This window comes from Microbacterium sp. NPDC055455 (assembly GCF_053619935.1).
In genome coordinates, this window is the sequence record NZ_JBSHLB010000004.1 from 52,955 (window position 1) to 70,376 (window position 17,422).

18 protein-coding genes are annotated in these 17,422 nt (G+C 72.9%); 8 read left to right on the plus strand and 10 right to left on the minus strand.

The window, feature by feature from the left end; translation table 11 throughout:
* The first annotated feature begins 2 nt into the window (after positions 1-2).
* The 4 genes from ACWGUG_RS12140 to ACWGUG_RS12155 all read left to right on the plus strand — a co-directional run bounded on the left by ACWGUG_RS12140 (position 3) and on the right by ACWGUG_RS12155 (position 3,283).
* Positions 3-878 carry an ADP-dependent NAD(P)H-hydrate dehydratase gene (locus tag ACWGUG_RS12140; RefSeq protein ID WP_452324812.1) on the plus strand — a complete coding sequence of 292 codons (876 nt, stop codon included), beginning with the start codon at positions 3-5 and terminating at the stop codon, positions 876-878.
* A 55-nt stretch (positions 879-933) separates the two neighbouring features.
* The gene (locus tag ACWGUG_RS12145; RefSeq protein ID WP_452324813.1) at positions 934-2,145 is read left to right on the plus strand and encodes a hypothetical protein; all 1,212 of its coding nucleotides are present in this window, start codon (positions 934-936) and stop codon (positions 2,143-2,145) included.
* Between the two features lie 96 nt (positions 2,146-2,241).
* Complete coding sequence (locus tag ACWGUG_RS12150; protein ID WP_452324814.1) at positions 2,242-2,556, plus strand: thiamine-binding protein; 315 nt, start codon at positions 2,242-2,244, stop codon at positions 2,554-2,556.
* 4 nt (positions 2,557-2,560) lie between these two features.
* Complete coding sequence (locus ACWGUG_RS12155; protein WP_452324815.1) at positions 2,561-3,283, plus strand: NUDIX hydrolase; 723 nt, start codon at positions 2,561-2,563, stop codon at positions 3,281-3,283.
* Positions 3,284-3,290: 7 nt separating this feature from the next.
* Here the strand turns inward: ACWGUG_RS12155 and ACWGUG_RS12160 are convergent, their stop codons facing one another.
* From ACWGUG_RS12160 to ACWGUG_RS12170, 3 genes are all read right to left on the minus strand, one after another.
* Positions 3,291-4,946, minus strand: a complete 1,656-nt coding sequence (locus ACWGUG_RS12160; protein ID WP_452324816.1) for a peroxidase family protein — start codon at positions 4,944-4,946, stop codon at positions 3,291-3,293.
* 71 nt (positions 4,947-5,017) lie between these two features.
* Positions 5,018-6,223, minus strand: a complete 1,206-nt coding sequence (gene metX / locus ACWGUG_RS12165) for a homoserine O-acetyltransferase MetX (protein ID WP_336398530.1) — start codon at positions 6,221-6,223, stop codon at positions 5,018-5,020.
* 114 nt (positions 6,224-6,337) lie between these two features.
* Complete coding sequence (locus ACWGUG_RS12170) at positions 6,338-7,660, minus strand: bifunctional o-acetylhomoserine/o-acetylserine sulfhydrylase (RefSeq protein WP_336398531.1); 1,323 nt, start codon at positions 7,658-7,660, stop codon at positions 6,338-6,340.
* Between the two features lie 177 nt (positions 7,661-7,837).
* Between ACWGUG_RS12170 and ACWGUG_RS12175 the strand changes: the two genes are divergently transcribed.
* Genes ACWGUG_RS12175 through ACWGUG_RS12190 form a run of 4 tightly spaced genes read left to right on the plus strand, consistent with a single transcriptional unit; the run spans position 7,838 to position 10,867 of the window.
* On the plus strand, positions 7,838-8,626 hold the full coding sequence (locus ACWGUG_RS12175) for an SDR family oxidoreductase (RefSeq protein WP_336398532.1): 789 nt from the start codon (positions 7,838-7,840) through the stop codon (positions 8,624-8,626).
* Complete coding sequence (locus ACWGUG_RS12180) at positions 8,623-9,489, plus strand: metal-dependent hydrolase (protein ID WP_452324817.1); 867 nt, start codon at positions 8,623-8,625, stop codon at positions 9,487-9,489. The genes ACWGUG_RS12175 and ACWGUG_RS12180 overlap by 4 nt, the downstream gene beginning before the upstream one ends.
* Position 9,490: 1 nt before the next feature.
* Positions 9,491-10,183: a uracil-DNA glycosylase gene (locus tag ACWGUG_RS12185; RefSeq protein ID WP_452324818.1), complete on the plus strand. Its 693-nt coding sequence runs from the start codon at positions 9,491-9,493 to the stop codon at positions 10,181-10,183.
* 45 nt (positions 10,184-10,228) lie between these two features.
* Complete coding sequence (locus tag ACWGUG_RS12190) at positions 10,229-10,867, plus strand: GNAT family N-acetyltransferase (RefSeq protein ID WP_378882662.1); 639 nt, start codon at positions 10,229-10,231, stop codon at positions 10,865-10,867.
* Between the two features lie 3 nt (positions 10,868-10,870).
* On the opposite strand, the gene ACWGUG_RS12195 is transcribed toward ACWGUG_RS12190, so the two are convergent.
* Genes ACWGUG_RS12195 through ACWGUG_RS12225 form a run of 7 tightly spaced genes read right to left on the minus strand, consistent with a single transcriptional unit; the run spans position 10,871 to position 17,415 of the window.
* Positions 10,871-11,323 (minus strand): hypothetical protein, encoded by a 453-nt coding sequence (locus ACWGUG_RS12195; protein WP_378882665.1) that lies wholly within the window; start codon positions 11,321-11,323, stop codon positions 10,871-10,873.
* Positions 11,292-12,371 (minus strand): M4 family metallopeptidase, encoded by a 1,080-nt coding sequence (locus ACWGUG_RS12200; RefSeq protein WP_452324819.1) that lies wholly within the window; start codon positions 12,369-12,371, stop codon positions 11,292-11,294. Before ACWGUG_RS12200 ends, ACWGUG_RS12195 begins: the two co-directional genes overlap by 32 nt.
* 35 nt (positions 12,372-12,406) lie before the next feature.
* Positions 12,407-13,219 (minus strand): ATP-binding cassette domain-containing protein, encoded by an 813-nt coding sequence (locus ACWGUG_RS12205; RefSeq protein ID WP_452324820.1) that lies wholly within the window; start codon positions 13,217-13,219, stop codon positions 12,407-12,409.
* Positions 13,216-14,004, minus strand: a complete 789-nt coding sequence (locus ACWGUG_RS12210) for an ATP-binding cassette domain-containing protein (protein WP_378882673.1) — start codon at positions 14,002-14,004, stop codon at positions 13,216-13,218. The genes ACWGUG_RS12205 and ACWGUG_RS12210 overlap by 4 nt, the downstream gene beginning before the upstream one ends.
* Complete coding sequence (locus ACWGUG_RS12215) at positions 14,001-14,957, minus strand: ABC transporter permease (protein WP_452324821.1); 957 nt, start codon at positions 14,955-14,957, stop codon at positions 14,001-14,003. The genes ACWGUG_RS12210 and ACWGUG_RS12215 overlap by 4 nt, the downstream gene beginning before the upstream one ends.
* Positions 14,954-15,904 (minus strand): ABC transporter permease, encoded by a 951-nt coding sequence (locus ACWGUG_RS12220; RefSeq protein WP_336398541.1) that lies wholly within the window; start codon positions 15,902-15,904, stop codon positions 14,954-14,956. Before ACWGUG_RS12220 ends, ACWGUG_RS12215 begins: the two co-directional genes overlap by 4 nt.
* Positions 15,901-17,415, minus strand: a complete 1,515-nt coding sequence (locus ACWGUG_RS12225; protein ID WP_378882680.1) for an ABC transporter substrate-binding protein — start codon at positions 17,413-17,415, stop codon at positions 15,901-15,903. Before ACWGUG_RS12225 ends, ACWGUG_RS12220 begins: the two co-directional genes overlap by 4 nt.
* Positions 17,416-17,422: the final 7 nt, after the last annotated feature.

Below are 17,422 nucleotides of genomic sequence, written 5' to 3' on the forward strand. Positions count from 1 at the left end.
GCATGGAGCGGTCTCACTCGCTGCGGGCATGGTCGCAGGCCGACGCCGCGCGGGCCCTGCGGCGGCCGACGGGCGCCGATGACAAGTATTCCCGAGGCGTGCTGGGCATGCGCACCGGGTCCGAGGCGTATCCCGGTGCCGCGGTGCTGGGCGTCGAGGCCGCCTGGCGCACCGGCCTCGGCATGGTGCGCTACCTCGGCCCCGAGCACCCGACGTCGCTCGTGCTCGCCCGCCGGCCCGAGACCGTGACCGCGGACGGCCGCGTGCAGGCGTGGGTGATCGGATCGGGGACGGATGCCGCCGTCCGCACCGAGTCCGACACCGCGGCGCTGCGCGGCCTGCTGTCCGACACCGATCCCGTCGTCGTCGACGCCGGGGCCCTCGATCTCGCCGCCGAGGCCACCGCGCCGCGCATCCTGACGCCGCACGACCGTGAGCACGCCCGGCTGCGTGCGGCCCTCGGGCTCGGCCACACGCCGACGGACCGGGTCGTGGCTGCGCGCGAGACCGCGGCGGCGACCGGCGCCGTCGTGCTGCTCAAAGGGGCCGTGACCGTCGTGGCCGCTCCCGACGGGTGGGCGGCGACGGTCGAGGCCGGCACCCCGTGGCTCGCGACGGCGGGCACCGGCGACGTGCTCGCGGGCGTCATCGGGGCGCTCGTGGCGGGGGCGATGGCGCACGACCAGACGGCGGATGCCGCCTCCCTCGCCGCGCTCGCGGCCTCCGGCGCCTGGCTGCACGGCCGTGCGGGGGCGATCGCCGCCGCCGGCGCGGGCTCGACCGCCGGTGGCCCGGCGTCCTCGGGCGGCGGGCCGATCACGGCGCTCGACGTGGCCGAGGCGCTGCCGCGCGTGGTCGCCGAGGCGCTCGCGGCCTGACCCGCGCCCCGTTCGCGTGACGGGGCAGCCGTGGGGCGTCCCTAGGATGGAGGGCGTGTCTGGGCGGGCGGTGGTGTGGATCGCGTTCGTCCTGGTCCACGCCGTCGTGGTCTGGCTGGGGTTCGCCGACGATCGCGCCGCCTCGTGGGACGTCGATCAGCTGTACCGGTGGTGGGCAGGGCTCGCGCTCACCGGGGAGGCGTTCCCGGGGATCACCGCGGACTGGATCTACCCCGTCCTCGCCCAGCTGCCGATCCTGACCGCCGGCGCCGTCGCCGGGCTGCTCGACTACGTCTTCGCGTGGGGCCTGCTCGTCACGGCGCTCGACGCCGCCGCGTTCGGCATCCTCGTCGGGCGGGGCCGCTCCCGCGGCCGGATGGCGGCCGCATGGTTCTGGCTGGCGGCGATCCTCGCCCTCGGCGGCGTCGGGATGTTCCGCCTGGACGCGGTCACGGTGCCCCTCGCGGTCGCCGGCGCGCTGTGGCTCGTCGGCCGCCCATGGCTCGGATCGGCGCTGCTCGCCGTGGCCACGTGGATCAAGGTGTGGCCGGCCGCGCTGCTCGCCGCGGCCGTCATCGCGGCGCGGCGACGGCTCGCGGTCCTCAGCGCGGCGGCGGCGGTGTCCGCCACCGTGGCGCTCGCCGTCTTCGTCGCGGGCGGCGGGGCACACCTTCTCGGCTTCGTCGGCGACCAGACGTCGCGCGGGCTGCAGATCGAGGCACCGGTGAGCACTGTGTACATGGTGATGGCCGCCGCGGGCGTGCCGGGCGTCGAGGTGGTCTACGACTTCGACCTCATCACCTTCCAGGTCGACGGCCCGGGCGTGGAGGGGGTCATCGCCGTGATGACGCCCATCCTCGTCGTGGGCATGCTCGCGATCGCGGCGGCGGGCGCGCTGAAGGCGTGGCGGGGCGCGAGCTTCGTCGCGCTGTTCCCCGCCCTCGCCGCGGCCCTGGTGCTCGGCTTCATCGTCCTCAACAAGGTCGGCTCGCCCCAGTACATGACGTGGCTGGTCGCACCGCTCGTCCTGGGCCTCGTGCTCGATCGCCGCCGCTGGTGGGCACCGGCTGCCCTCACGCTGGCGATCCTCGCCCTCACGCAGCTGATCTTCCCGTTCTGGTACGACGCGCTGCTCGTCCTCGCGCCGGCCGGGGTCGGGCTCCTCGTCGCGCGCAACCTGCTCCTGCTCGCGCTCTTCGCGTGGGTCGTGGTCCGACTCGTGCGGGTGCGCGTGCGGCCGGCCGTGCGCCGCCGCGTGACAGAGTAGACGTGGGCCGGCTGCGCCGGCCGTCGCCGGCGCAGCGCGCAGGCCGGCCTCGGCGCCTGCCGCCCGCCATCCTCATCCCCTGAACCGGAGGTCCCCATGCTCGTCGCCTTCTCCGTCGCCCCGAGCGGCACCGGCCGCGCCGACGGCTCGGTGCACGATGCGGTCGCCGCCGCGGTGCGCGTCGTCCGTGACAGCGGGCTGCCGCACCGCACGACGTCGATGTTCACCGAGATCGAGGGGGAGTGGGACGAGGTCTTCGGGGTCGTCAAGCGCGCCTGCGACGCGGTGGCGCCCTACGGCTCGCGCGTCTCGCTCGTGCTCAAGGCCGATATCCGCCCCGGGTACTCGGGCGAGCTGGACGGCAAGATCGAGCGCCTCGAGCGCGCGCTGCAGCGCGACGACGCCGACTGAGGCGATGGACCTCCCGCTCGGCGACCGGTCGCGACGCCCCGACGACGCGACCGACCCCGCGATCCCCGTCGCCGCCACGGTCGTGCTGCTGCGCGACGGCGTGGAGCGGGCCGGCCTCGAGGTGCTCATGCTCGAGCGACCCGACCGCGGCTCGTTCGCGGGGGCGTGGGTGTTCCCGGGCGGAAAGCTCGAGGATGCCGACCGCGGACCCGACCCCGCCGAGCCCGAGGAGGCGGCGGCCCGGCGTGCAGGCGTGCGGGAGACGCGCGAAGAGACGGGGCTGTCGGTGGATCGCGACGCCCTCGTGACGCTGTCGTGCTGGGACCCGCCACCGGGTCTCGCACTGCGGATCCGCACGTGGTTCTTCGTGGCGACGGCCGCGACCGGCGTGCTGACACCCGCGGCGGACGAGGCCGTCGCGGCGGAGTGGATCCGCCCGTCCGAGGCGCTGGCCCGTCACGGGCGCGGGGCCTTCACGCTGTATCCGCCGACGTGGGTGACGCTCCACGGCCTGGCCGAGCACGACGACACCGCGTCGGTCGTCGGCGCGGCGCGCCTCGGCGGCGTGCAGCGCTTCGAGACGGTCGCGCGCCGCGGCGGCGACGGCCCCGTGCTGCTGTGGCAGGGCGACGACGACTACGATCCGGATGCCTCGGCCGAGGCATCCGGATCGCGTCATCGCCTCGAGATCGGGGCGCTGCCGTGGCGCTACCAGCGCACCGGCTGAGCGGTCGTCACGGCTCCAGCACCCCGGCGACGCGCACGAGGTCCGCGAACGTGAAGTCGCCGGCGACCGCGCTCGGAAGCGTCGGGGTGAAGCCGACGTTGAGCAGCGACAGGGCGTCGCGGCGGAGCATGGTCACGAACGTGTCCGCCACGATCTTCGCCCCCAACGGCCCGAGGTGCTCGCCGCCCGTCGCGACCATCGCCTCCCGCAGGATGTAGTACCACAGCGGCGTCTTCTCGAGCAGGAGTCCGCCCTGCTGCTGCAGGACGGCCACCTCGTCGGCGGGGAGCCCGCCCGTGAGCTCGGCCGCACTGAGCACGGGCACGCCGAGCGCCGCCGCCGTGGCCTGCCCGCTGGGGAGCCCGAGCACGAGACCGCGCAGCAGATTGCGGGTCGCGAGGATGCTCATGAGCGCGTTCGTGCCGCTGCCGTCGAGATCCTCGAGCGCGCTCGCGAGCACGCTGTCGATCTTGCGCGCGTTGTTGAACACCGGTACGGCGAAGCCCGTCTCGAAGAACGCGTTGAAGTCGACCACCCAGTTCGAGCGCACCGGCAGGTGCGGTTCGTGGATGAACGCGAACACGTCCGACATCGGCTTGGTGCGCAGCTCGAAGTTCAGCCAGTAGTCGTCGCGGATCATGCTGTGGCCGAACCGGTACGCGGCGACGGAGAACTCCACCGGCATCTGGAACGCGCCGCCGATCGGAGCCGACACACCGGCGATCGCCGCGTCGACGGCCGCCTGGCCGCAGACGCGGGGCAGGAAGTCGTTGAGCACCGCCCACTGGTAGTGCAGCGTCGCCTGCCGCTTGGCCTCGACGAAGACGTCGCCGGGGAATCCGGACGCGACCAGGGAGTCGACGATCGCGTTGTGGAACCGCAGCATCGCGTGGTGCAGCTGCGACACGATGAGGTTCTCGTTGTTGCGCGGGTCGCCGATGATCGCTGTGAGGGCCGAGGTGCGGGGAACGTCGCAGTCGGTGTGCTCGACCATGCCGGCCGCGCCGGCAGCCCCGCCGGCACCGCCGACGCCGCTGGACAGGTTCGTGCCGATGAGCATGCGGAATGCGGAGGCCGGCTCGCCGGGCGCCGGTGCGGCGTACAGGAAGGCATCCACCGCCGGTCCTCGCCCGTACACGCTGTCGAGGTCGAGCATCGGCGAGCGCATGTTGTTGATGACGCCCGCGTCGACCAGCGTCGGCGAGTCGAGGGCCGACGACACGTCGAGGGTGATGTCGTGGTCGACGAACTGCCCGACGTAGGTGAAACCCGACGGGGTCGCGGAGTCGGACGCCGTCTCGCGTCCGCTGTTGGCCATCAGGTTGCCCAGCTGCGTCAGCAGATCCCGCGAGGTGTCGTCGAGGGGCAGCCGGCTGGCCTTGCGCACCCTGGTCTTGGTCAGGTAGCCGAACTTGTCGGCGGCGGAGGAGAACACCTCGTGCGCGGGGAAGTACCCGAGCGAGAACTTCGCGCCGTGGAACCTCCCGTGCTCGGGCCGCACCGCCTCCAGCGAGGAGCGGATGTCCACCGGCAGCCGCGGTGCCCGCCGCTCGCCGGGCGACCGCTCCCGGGTGCCGTTCACGCCGAGCTGTTCGCGGAGAAAGGGCTGGGCCGCGAAGGCGTCTTCGGGCGACTCGGCGCCCGGCTTGGTGTCAGTGCTCATGATTCCCTCCTTGGGACTTTGCCCATTGGGAGAGGAGCGCCTCGCGGACGGTGATACCGCGGCGACGTGAATCAGGACTCGAGCAGCCGGCGCAGGTGGGTCCCCACCGCGTGCGTCTCGATGAGGAACCCGTCGTGGCCGAAGTCGCTCGAGAGCACGACGGCGCGGTCTCCGTCGAGCGTGTTGCGGATGCCGCGGGCGATGCGGTGCTGCCCGTCGATCGGGAAGAGGCGGTCGCTGTCGATGCCGAGCACGAGCGCCGTCGCGGTGACGCGGGCGAGCGCGTCCTCGACACCGCCGCGGTCGCGCCCGACGTCGTGCGAGTTCATCGCCTCCACGAGCGTGATGTACGCGTTCGCGTCGAAGCGCCGCGTGAACTTGTTGCCGTGGAAGTCGAGGTACGACTCCACGGCGAACCGGCCGCCGCGCCCGAGCGGGCTGACGCCGGACTGCCACGACCGCTGGAACCGCTGGTTCAGCTCGGTGGGGGAGCGGTAGTTCAGCAGCGCCATCCGGCGGGCCAGCGCGAGGCCGCGCGTCGGCCCGTCCCCGTCGGCGGCGTCGTAGTACTCGCCGCTCTGGAACCGCGGGTCGATGCGGATGGCCTCCAGCTGCACCGAGTTCAGCGCGATCTGGTCGGCGGTGTTGACCGGCGGCGACGACAGGATCCCCACGCGCGCGACGCGCTCGGGCAGCGACACCGCCCACTCCAGGGCGTGCATGCCGCCCATCGATCCGCCGACGACGGCCGCCCAGACGTCGATCCCCAGCGCATCCGCGAGGCGCACCTGGGCCGCCACCTGGTCGCGGATCGTCAGGTACGGGAAGCGCGAGGCCCACTCGTAGCCGTCGGGACCGATGGATGCGGGACCCGTCGAGCCCTGGCATCCGCCCAGCATGTTCGGTGCGACGACGAACCAGCGATCGGTGTCTATCGGGCCGCCCGGGGCCACGATGTCGTCCCACCAGCCGGAGGTCGGGTGCCCCGCCCCGGCCGGCCCGCGGACGTGGCTGTCGCCGGTGAGCGCGTGGAGCACCAGTACGGCGTTGTCGCGGGTGGCGTTCAGCTCGCCCCACGTCTCGTACGCGAGCCGGTAGGCGGGCAGCTCGCGGCCGCCCTCGGTGCGGAACGCCCCGAAGGCGGCGAAGTGCCGGTCGCCCGGCGGGTCGCCGTCGCGCCAGGCGCCGGTGGCGGGCGGGCGCCCGCCCAGCAGGCGGGCGTCGGCCTCCGTCACGGGCGCGCTCGGCACCGTGTCCTCGGAGGTCTGCCAGTCCATCGGTCCATTCTCGCGTGCCGGGTCGCGGGCAGGCCGCGTGTTACGGGCGGGATGACGGATGCCCCGTCCCGGCGCCGCGCGCCGGGACGGGGCATCCGCGTCCCGAGGAGGGGGTCAGGCGCGAGCGGCCTCCGAGACGCGGCGTGCGGCCGCGAGAGCCTGCTCGAGGTCGGCCTTGAGGTCGTCGATGTTCTCGAGGCCCACCGAGAGGCGCACCAGGCCAGGGGTGACCCCGGCGGTGAGCTGCTGCTCGGGCGTGAGCTGCGAGTGCGTCGTCGAGGCCGGGTGGATGACGAGCGAGCGCACGTCGCCGATGTTGGCCAGGTGGCTGAACAGCGTCAGCGAGTTGACGAACTCGCGGCCGGCCTCGACGCCGCCCTTCAGCTCGAACGACAGCACCGCGCCGACGCCCTTCGGGGCGTACGTGTTCGCGGCGGCGTACCACGGCGAGGTGGGCAGGCCCGAGTAGTTCACCGACGCGACGTCGCCGTGGTTCTCGAGCCACTCCGCGATCTCCTGCGCGTTCTGCACGTGACGCTCGACGCGCAGCGACAGCGTCTCGATGCCCTGGATCAGCAGCCACGCGCTGTTCGGCGAGATGGCCGAGCCGAGGTCGCGGAGCAGCTGCACGCGCGCCTTGATGATGTAGGCCAGGCCGTCGCCGACCGCGGCGGTGTACGACGCGCCATGGTACGAGGGGTCCGGAACCGTGAGGCCGGGGAACTTCTCGACGTTCTTGGACCACGCGAAGGTGCCGCCGTCGACGATCACGCCGCCGATGGTCGTGCCGTGGCCGCCGAGGAACTTGGTGGCCGAGTGCACCACGATGTCGGCGCCGTGCTCGAACGGCTTGATGAGGTACGGCGTCGCGATCGTGTTGTCGACGATGAGCGGCACGCCGCTCTCGTGGGCGATGTCGGCGACGGTGCGGATGTCGAGCACGTTGATCTTCGGGTTGCCGATGGTCTCGGCGAAGAACAGCTTCGTGTTGGGGCGCACCGCGCGGCGCCACTCCTCGGCGTCGTCCTGGTTCTCGACGAACGTGGTCTCGATGCCGAGCTTGGCGAGGGTGTACTTGAAGAGGTTGTACGTGCCGCCGTAGATCGAGCTCGACGAGACGATGTGGTCGCCGGCCTCGGCGATGTTCAGCACCGCGAAGGTCGCCGCCGCCTGGCCGCTGGCGAGGAGCAGAGCGCCGGTGCCGCCCTCGAGCGCGGCGAGGCGCTCCTCGACGACCGCCTGCGTCGGGTTCTGGATGCGCGTGTAGATGTTGCCGAACTCGGCCAGCGCGAAGAGGTTCGCCGCGTGGTCGGCGTTGTCGAAGACGTACGACGTGGTCTGGTAGATCGGCGTCGCACGAGCCTTGGTCACCGGGTCGGGCTGGGCCCCCGAGTGGATCTGCTTGGTCTCGAAACGCCAGTTCTCGGGTGCGGACATGGCTTGCTCCTGCGGGTTCGGATGCCGGGAGCAGGCGCCCCCAGCCGGGTTCGACAGTACGGAGAACCGCGGTTGTCGACAACGCGGGGGAAATGTGACGTAACGCGCTCACCGCCCCCTCCTCCCCGGACCGCCCGCAAGTGAACGGGGCTGGGGACTGTGGGTAGCGTGGAGGTCATGGCGAACAGACGTGCTGTGGTGACCGGGGCGAGCTCGGGGATCGGGGAGGCGGCCGTCCGCGCGCTGCGCGCGACCGGCTGGGACGTGGTGGGGGTGGCGCGGCGGGCCGACCGCCTCGCGGCGCTCGAGGACGAGACGGGCGCCGTCGCGTTCGCCGCCGATCTGACGACGGATGCCGATGTCGAGGCGCTCGCGGCGTTCCTCGACGGCTCCGGCCCGGTGCACGCGCTGGTGCACGTCGCCGGGGGCGCCCGCGGCACGGACCGGGTCGAGGACGGGCGCGTCGAGGACTGGCAGTGGATGTTCGAGGCCAACGTGCTGTCCGCCCAGCGCCTCGTGGCGGCCCTGCTGCCGCAGCTGCGCCGGGCCGCGGCATCCGACGGTCACGCCGACACGCTCTTCGTGACCTCGACGGCCGCCCAGCACGCCTACGCAGGCGGCGCCGGCTACAACGCGGCGAAGGCGGCCGAGGCGATGCTCGCGCACGCGCTGCGCCTCGAGCTCAACGGAGAGCCGATCCGCGTGGTCGAGATCGCGCCGGGGATGGTGCACACGCCCGAGTTCACGCTCAACCGCCTGGGCGGTGACACCGTCGCCGCCGAGCGCGTGTACGAAGGCGTGCGCGAGCCCCTCACGGCAGACGACGTGGCCGACGTGATCGCGTACGCGCTCAACGCTCCCGGCCACGTGAATCTGGACTTGGTGACCATGCGCCCCGTCGCGCAGTCGGCACAGCACCTGCTCGCGCGCGGTCCGCTGCGTCCGCGCGGCGTGGACGCACCGTGACGCTCGACCGCGGCACGGTCGTCACCTACCCGGACGGGGCGACCGTCTTGCACGGAACGGTGGTGCACGTCGCCCCGGCCGGCGACGGGCGCACCGCCGTCATCCTCGACCGCACCGCGTTCCACCCGGTCGACACGGCATGGCCCGACCAGCCCGCAGACAGAGGCGTCCTCCGCATCGGCGGCGTCGAGCTCCCGGTCGTCGACGCGGTGGTGGGCGCCGCGCAGGGCGAGCAGCTCCTCCTCGGCGCCGACGTCCCCGTGCGCACCGGGACCGAGGGGTGGAGCTTCGTCGTCGCCCACGTCGTCGCCGGTGACGGGGTCGCCCCCGGCGCGAGCGTCGAGGTGGAGGCGGATGCCGCCTACCGCGCCGCCCTCTCGCGCGGCCACACCGCGTGCCACCTCGCCTCCCTGGCGCTGGACGCGGCGCTCGCGGACGCGTGGCGCAAGCCGGCACCGCTGGACGCGCTCGGTGCACCGGCCTTCGACGCACTGGCCATCCAGGAGTCGCGCATCCTCCCCGAGGGGTCCCGCGACGTCTACCGCATCGGCAAGTCGCTGCGTCGCAAGGGCTTCGACCCCGCGGCGCTGGAGGACCTCGGGTCGCTCGCCGCCCGGGTGGACGCCCTGCTGGCCGAGTGGGTCGCAGCCGACGGCGCCGTGCGCATCGTCCGCGACGGCGAGGCGCTCGCCGACCGGCGGACGTGGGTGTGTCAGCTCCCCGGCGCCGAGGTCCGCATCCCCTGCGGCGGGACGCACGTCGCCTCCCTCGCCGAGCTCGCCTCGGTGTCGGTCTCGTTCGCGACGACCGCGACAGACGGCGGACTCGAGCTCGTGATGACCACCGCGGCCGAGCGTGCCTGACATGGCGATGACCCTCCCCGAGCTCGCCGGCGCGGGGCTCATCGACGCCGGCTGGTCGGCGGCGCTCGAGCCGGTCGCCCCCGACATCGCGGCGCTCGGCGACCGCCTGCGGGCGGAGGTCGCCGCCGGACGCCCCTACCTGCCGTCCGGCGACCGCGTCCTGCGGGCCTTCCAGCGCCCGCTCGCCGACGTCAAGGTGCTCATCGTCGGGCAGGACCCGTACCCGACGCCGGGGCATCCGATCGGCCTCTCGTTCGCCGTGGACGCGCACGTGCGTCCGCTGCCCAGGAGCCTCGCCAACATCTACCAGGAGCTGGAGGCCGACCTCGGCATCCCCCGGGCGCCCCACGGCGACCTGTCGGCCTGGAGCGACCAGGGCGTCATGCTCCTCAACCGCGTCCTGACGGTCGCCCCGGGGGCACCGGCGTCGCACCGCGGCTGGGGGTGGGAGAAGGTGACCGAGCACGCCATCCGCACGCTCGTCGCCCGTGACAGGCCGCTCGTGGCGATCCTGTGGGGGAGGGATGCCGCGAACCTGCGGCCTCTGCTCGGGGACACACCCGTCATCGAATCGGCGCACCCGTCCCCGCTCTCTGCGAGCCGGGGCTTCTTCGGCTCCAGGCCGTTCTCGCGAGCGAACGAGCTGCTCGCGATCCAGGGTGCCGAGCCGGTGGACTGGCGGCTGCCCGCGTAGGCTCGTCCCGCTGCCCAGGGCCGGCCGCACACATCAGGAGGGCGCATGCTCGAGGAGGAATACGAGAAGGACCGCCGACGGCTGCCGCGCCATCTGCAGCGCCAGCCGGAGCCCGAGCTGCCCTTCACGTTCCGGATCCGTCCCGTGGAGGACCGGGACATCCCCGACATCCGCGAGATCTACAACTACTACGTCACCAACTCGGTGGTGACCTTCGATGAAGACACCTGGTCGGTCTCGAAGTGGCGCAAGAAACGCGACCACCTCCGCAGGCTCGGGCTGCCGTTCCTCGTCGCCGAGTCCCCGTCCGGTCAGATCCTGGGCTACGCGCTGGTCCAGCCGATGTCGAGCAAGTCCGCCTACCGCTTCTCGGTGGAGAACTCCATCTACCTCGGCCAGGCCGCGACCGGCAAGGGGCTCGGCCGCGCACTGCTTCACGCCCTCATCGAGGCCTGCGAAGAGGTCGGCATCCGCCAGATGGTCGCCGTGATCAGCGACAAGGGGGCCGAGGGCTCGGTCGCGCTGCACGAGAAGCTGGGGTTCGTCGAGGTCGGGCGCATGGGCCGGGTGGGCTTCAAGTTCGACCGCTGGCTGGGCACCATCTACCTGCAGAAGTCGCTCAATCCGAAGAAGGGGGCGGGCAAGAAGCCCGGCACCCCCAAGAAGGGATTGTTCGGGCGCTGATCCTCAGCGTCCGGGCAGCTCCGGTCCCGGCCGCTGCCTGCTCCAGTCGCGGACGGCGTCGATGAGCTCGCGCCACGCCCCGACGACCTGGTCGTCGAAGAGCTCTGCCTCGCGCGGGTCGGATCCCGCCCAGCTGGCGCGGATCAGCCACACGAAGCCGTCCGGCACGGGCGGTCGGCCGCGGTCCTCCGCCGACAGGACCGGGGGTTCCTCCGGGCCGCTCGTCGTCGCCGTCGGGGCCGTGTGCGCGCCCTCCTCCGGCGCCCAGGGCGGGGGGACGTCGTCCCACGGGCAGCGCTCGATGAGCGAGCGCCATTCCGGCGCCTCCGCGGCGGGAGGCTGCGCCGACCAGCGTCGCGTCATGCCGGCGATGCCGCCGGTGCGGGCCACGTCGACCTCGAGCGCGGGGTCGGGTGCGCCCCCGTCAGCATCGCGTGGTCGGGTCGTCTTGATCATCCGCGATCACCCCGACGCTCGTCCACCCGGCGCGGACGGCGTCGACCTCCTCCGAGTCCTCACCGTACTCCGTGCTCGCCGCCGTGACCGTGGCCCGTGCGAACGTCGTGAAGTCGGCGGTGGCGGGCACCGTGCCCGATGTGAGCGTGCGGTACCAGACGAGGCCGGCGCGGTCCCACGCCCGCCCGCCCAGGGCGGTGGCGGTGAGGTAGAAGGCGTGGTTGGGGATGCCGGAGTTGATGTGCACGCCGCCGTTGTCGTCTCGGGTCACGACGAAGTCGCGCATGTGGGCCGGCTGCGGGTCCTTGCCCAGCACGTCGTCGTCGTACGCCGTGCCGGGGGCGGCGAGCGATCGGAGCGCCGTTCCCTGCACGGCATCCGTGAAGATGCCTTCGCCGATCAGCCAGCTCGCGGTCTCGACGGTCTGGGCTTCGCGGTGCTGCTCGGCGAGCGCACCGAAGACGTCGGCGACGGATTCGTTGAGCGCGCCGGACTGGCCGCGGTAGAGCAGCCCGCCCTCGTCCTCGATGACGCCGTGGGCGAGCTCGTGGGCGATGACGCTCAGCGAGCCGGTGAACCCCGCGAAGATCTCGCCGTCGCCGTCGCCGAACACCATCCGCTCGCCGTTCCAGAAGGCGTTGTCGTAGTCGCGGCCGTAGTGCACGGTGGCCAGAAGCGAACCGCCCGCACCGTCGATGCCGTCGCGCCGGTACGCGTCCCACCAGAAGTCGAACGTCGCTCCGAGGCCGTCGAAGGCCTCGTCGACGGACGCGTCGCCGGTCGCCGGGTCGTCCTCGCCGCGCACCCGCACGCCCGGCAGCACCTCGCGCTCCTGCGCGTCGGAGATCTCGCGATCCGGCGCGGGCGTGGTCTCGGCGACCAGCGTTCCCGGCTCCTCGATCGACAGGCGCAGCCGGGAGCGGGCCGGCCGGTAGTCGCGCGGGGCGGCGAGGGTGGCGCGGGCGGCCTGCGCGGCCCTGGCCCAGCCCTCCTCCCGCACGGCGGCGATGCGGGCGAGGAGATAGGGCGGGACGATTCCGGGAGCCATGCTCCGAACCTAACGCCGCCCGCCGACGCCCAGCGTCAGGCCGGGCTCACATCCCGCCCGGGGGCGTCGATGACGGGGATCGAGGCCAGCAGCCGCCGGGTGTACGAGACCTGCGGCTGCAGCAGCACCTTCTCGGTCGGTCCCTCCTCGACGATGCGGCCGTCCTTCATCACGACCACCTCGTCGCACAGGTTCTGCACCACGCCGATGTCGTGCGACACCAGCAGCAGGGTGAGCCCGTCGCGGGCGCGCAGCTCGCCGAGCAGCTCGAGGATCTGCGCGCGCACCGTCACGTCCAGGGCCGACAGCGGCTCGTCGCCGACGAGCAGCCGCGGCCGGTGCACGATCGCCCGTGCCAGGGCGATGCGCTGCCGCTGGCCGCCCGAGAACTCGTGGGGGAAGCGGTCGGCCATCGCGGCATCCAGTCCCACGTCCTCCAGCACGTCGCGCACGCGCGCGCGCCGGTCCCCGTCGACGCCGAGCGCCCACAGCGGCTCGCCGACGATGCGGCCGACGCTCATCCGGGGGTCGAGAGAGGCGTAGGGGTCCTGGAAGACGATGCCGGTCTGCCGGCGCAGCCAGTGCAGCGATCGCGCCGAGGCGTTCGCGTCCACCGCCTGCCCGTCGAACTCGACGGTCCCCGCGGTGGGCGCGTCCAGCGCCAGCAGCAGGCGCACGAGGGTGGACTTGCCCGAGCCGGACTCGCCGATGACCCCCACGGCGGATCCCTCCCGCACGTCGATGTCGGCATCCTCCAGGCCCGTGGTGAAGGTGCGCGCGCCGAACAGCCGGCTCTTCGGCGCGGGGTAGCGGCGGGTCAGCCCGCGACCGCTGATCAGCACGTTCACGGCGCACCCCCCGGGCGCCACAGCGTGGCGGTCGCATCGCGCAGCAGCTCCTGGGTGACCACGGATGCCGGGGCGGAGAGCAGCTGAGCCACGGGCGCCGCCTCGACGACGCGCCCGCGCTCGAGCACGACGCCGTGCGTCGCGATCTGCGACAGCACGGCGAGGTCGTGCGTGATGAACACCAGCGACATGCCGTCGTCGCGCACGAGCCCCAGGAGCAGGTCGAGGATCTCGGCCTGGATCGTGACGTCCAGCGCGGTGGTCGGCTCGTCGGCGATCAGCAGCCGCGGCCGGCACGCGAGCGCCATCGCGATCGCGACACGCTGCCGCTGGCCCCCCGACAGCTGATGCGGGTACCGCGAGACGATGCGGCCGGGGTCGGGGAGCGCGACCCGGGAGGCCTCGGCGACGGCGCGGGCTGCGGCATCCCGCTTCGACAGGCCCTCGTGGATCCGCACCGACTCGGCGATCTGGCGTCCCACGGTGCGGATGGGGTTGAGCGCGGTACGGGGCTCCTGGAACACGATCCCGATCTCGTCGCCGCGGAGCTCGGCGAGCTCGGCGTCGTCGAGCCCGAGGATCTCGCGGCCGTTCCAGCGGATGCTGCCCGACGCGGTCGCGCCGTCGGGCAGGAGCCCGAGGATCGCGAGGGCCGTGAGCGACTTGCCCGATCCGGACTCGCCGATGAGTCCCACGCGCGCGCCGTCGGGGACGCCGAACGAGACGCCGTCCACCACGACGCGGCCGCCGATCTCGATGCTGAGGTCCTGCACGTCGAGGGTCACGACACGACCTCCGGGATGTGCAGGCGTGCGCGTCGGGTGGCGAAGGGGCTGCGGGACAGGGTCGGGTCGGTCGCCTCGCGCAGGCCGTCGCCGAGGAGGTTCAGCCCGAGCACGGTGAGGGTGATGGCAAGACCCGGCCACACCACCGACAGCGGATGCACCGTGATGAACTGCTGCAGCTCGGCCAGCAGCAGCCCCCACGAGGGCTCGGTGACCGGCGCACCGAAGCCCAGGTACGACAGCCCCGCCTCGGCGAGCACCGCCACCGCCATGCCCCACGACAGCTGCACGATGAACACCGGGGCGACGTTGGGCAGGAGGTGGCGCCACAGGTTCTGCGCGGGCGTCAGTCCGCTCGCGCGGCCGGCGAGCACGAAGTCGCTGTGCAGAACCCGCCGCAGCTCCGGCCGCGTCACGCGGGCGATGTTGACGCCGAAGCCGATGCCGACCGCCCAGATCACGACCCACAGCGACCCGCCCCAGACGGCGGAGATCATCATGGCGATGATGAGCACGGGGAACGCGATCAGGATGTCGACCAGGACGGCGACCGACTCGCGCACCCACCGGGCGGTGAGCGCACCGAGGGCCGCGAGCGCGATGCCGATGACGGTGGCCACCGCTCCCGCGCCCACGGCGACCAGCACGGTGGTGCGGGCGCCGGCCATGAGGAGGCTGAGGATGTCGCGCCCCGACCCGTCGGTCCCCAGGAGGTGCGGCCATCCGGGCGGCGCCCAGCGGCCGGAGATGTCGACCTGCTGGGGATCGAACGGCGTCCACACCTGCGCGACGACGGCGGTCGCCGCGACGACGCCGACCACGATGAGGCCGAACCGTCCGGTCGACAGCGCCCACAGCCGCCGCAGCCACGCCCAGCGCGACCGGCGGCGCCGGGGCGGGGCCTCGGGTGCGGCATCCGCGTCGGGAGCCCCTGCGCTCGTCGAGGGGATCATGCCGCCTCCCGCTGCCGCGGGTCGATGAAGCGGTGCACCAGGTCGACGGCGAAGCCGACGACGAGCACGAAGCCGGTGAGCGCCAGCAGCTCGCCCTGAACCATCGGAAGGTCGCGCGCGGCGACGTCGGAGACCAGCATGCGGCCGATGCCGGGGAGGGAGAACAGCTGCTCGATCACCACCGCGCCCACGATGATGCCCGCGACCTGCAGGCCGAGCACGGTGATCACCGACAGCCCCACGACGGGCAGTCCGTGGCGGATGAGCGCCTGGTCCCTGGTGAGGCCCTTCGCGGCGGCCGTGCGGACGAAGTCCTGACCGACGGCCTGGAGCGTCGCGCTGCGCACGAAGCGCAGCAGCATCGCGCCCTCGACGATGCCGATCGTCAGCGCGGGGAGGATCAGCGCGCGCAGCGCGGCGGCCGGGTCCTCCCACCCGGCCCGCGGGAAGCCCTGCGCCGGAAGCCAGCCGAGCCACACCGCGAAGACGACGACGAGCATCATCCCCGCCCACACCACGGGCACGGCGGCGAGCGCCTGGGCGCCGACGCTGAGCGCGGTGCCGTCGGCGCGGCCGCGGCGCATCGCCGAGAGCACGCCCAGCGGCACGCTGATCACGACGGCGATGAGGAGCGACAGCACCCCGAGCGGCACCGTCACCTCGGCCTTCTGCGCGAGCTGGTCCACGACGCTCGACCCGGTCAGGAGGGACGTGCCCAGGTCGCCCCGGAACAGGCCGCCGATCCAGTCCAGGTACTGCGCGGGCAGCGGCCTGTCCAGCCCGAGGCGCGCGCGGATGGCGCCCTGCTGCTCAGGCGTCGAGCCGACCCCGGCGATGACCGAGGCGACGTCGCCGGGGAGCACGCGGAGCGTCACGAAGATCAGCACGCTGGCGACGAGAAGCCCGAGCAGGAGCAGGGCGAATCGGGTCAGCGTGTAGCGGATCACCCGTTGCTCTTGCCGATCTCGGTGACGTTGAGGCGCTCGTTCACGTTGATCGAGGGCATACCGGTGATGTTAGTGCCGACCGCGATGACCGAGGCGCCGTTGTACAGCCAGTCCGCCGCGTGGTCCTCGGCCACGATCCGCGCGGCCTCCTGCAGCAGGTCGGCGGCCTCTGTCTCATCGGTCGCCGCGAGGGACCGGGCGTAGAGCTCCTGCACCTCGGGGTTGTCGTACGTGAAGTAGTAGTCCGGGTTCGCCCAGTTCTCGAAGTCGCGGGCCTCGGTGTGCAGCACGAAGCTCAGGTCGTAGTCCTGGTTCGTGTACACGTCGGTCAGCCACGTCGTGAAGTCCACCGACTCGACCTCGAGCGTGATGCCGACCTCGTCGAGATCCGACACGAGGATCTGCGGGATGGTCGTCGAGTAGAAGTTCGGGATGGTCAGCGTCAGCTCGAGGTCCTCGGCGCCGGCCTCCTCGAGGAGCGCCCGCGCCGCTTCGGGATCGAACGGCGCGACGTCCGACAGGTCCTCGTAGCCCGGGTCGAGCTCGGGGATCGGCCCGTACTGGGCCTGCCCCGACGCCAGCGCCTCGATGATCGCGTCGTGGTCGATGGCCTGACGGATCGCCTGCCGCACGCGCTCGTCCTCGAGGGGGCTGCCCGGCGCCTGGTTGAACGCGAGCGTCCCCTTGTCGGTCGACCGGCCGAGCACGAGGGCGAAGTCGCCGTTCGCCTCGATCTGCTCGCGGAGGTTCGCGTCGAAGCCCGTCAGGACGTCGACCTCGCCGGCGAGGGCCGCGTTGAGGGCCGCCTGGTTGTCGGGGATGTAGTCGAAGACGACCTCGGCGGCGCCGGACGGCTCGTCCCAGTAGGCCTCGTTGCGGACGAACGTGATGCTGTCGCCCTGCCGCCAGTCGTCGAGCACGAACGGCCCGGTGCCGTTCGCCTCGGTCTGGTAGTCGACGGTGTCGCCTTCCTTGAGGATGATCCCCGCGCGACCGGTGAGGTTCCACAGCAGGCTCGAGTCCGGGGCGTCGAGGGTGAGCGTGACCTCCTGGCCCTCCGCCTCGATCGCCGTGACGCCCGAGAGACGGCCGGAGTCCCGCCACTCCGCGGTGTCGCGACGGGTGGTCAGCGACCACACGACGTCCTGCGGGGTGAGCGGCTGGCCGTCGTGGAAGGTGACGCCCTCCCGCAGCGTGAAGGTGTAGGTGAGACCGTCGGGGGAGACGGTCCAGTCGCCGGCCAGAGCCGGGACGATGTCCTGCTCCGGGGTGCGCGCGACCAGGCCCTGGTAGATGTTGTCGACGAGGATCTGGTCCAGGGCCGAGCCCGCCGTCTGCCGGATGTCGAGGTTGCCGGGCTCCAGCACGAGGCGGATCGCCACCGAGGCGTCGGGATCGGGGTCGCCGATCACCGTCGGGGTCGGCTCGGCTCCGCTGCCGCTGCACGCGGTCAGGGCGAGGAGGCCGGCGGCGAGCAGGGAGGTCGCGGCAAGGGCGGTGCGACGGAGCATGGAGGTC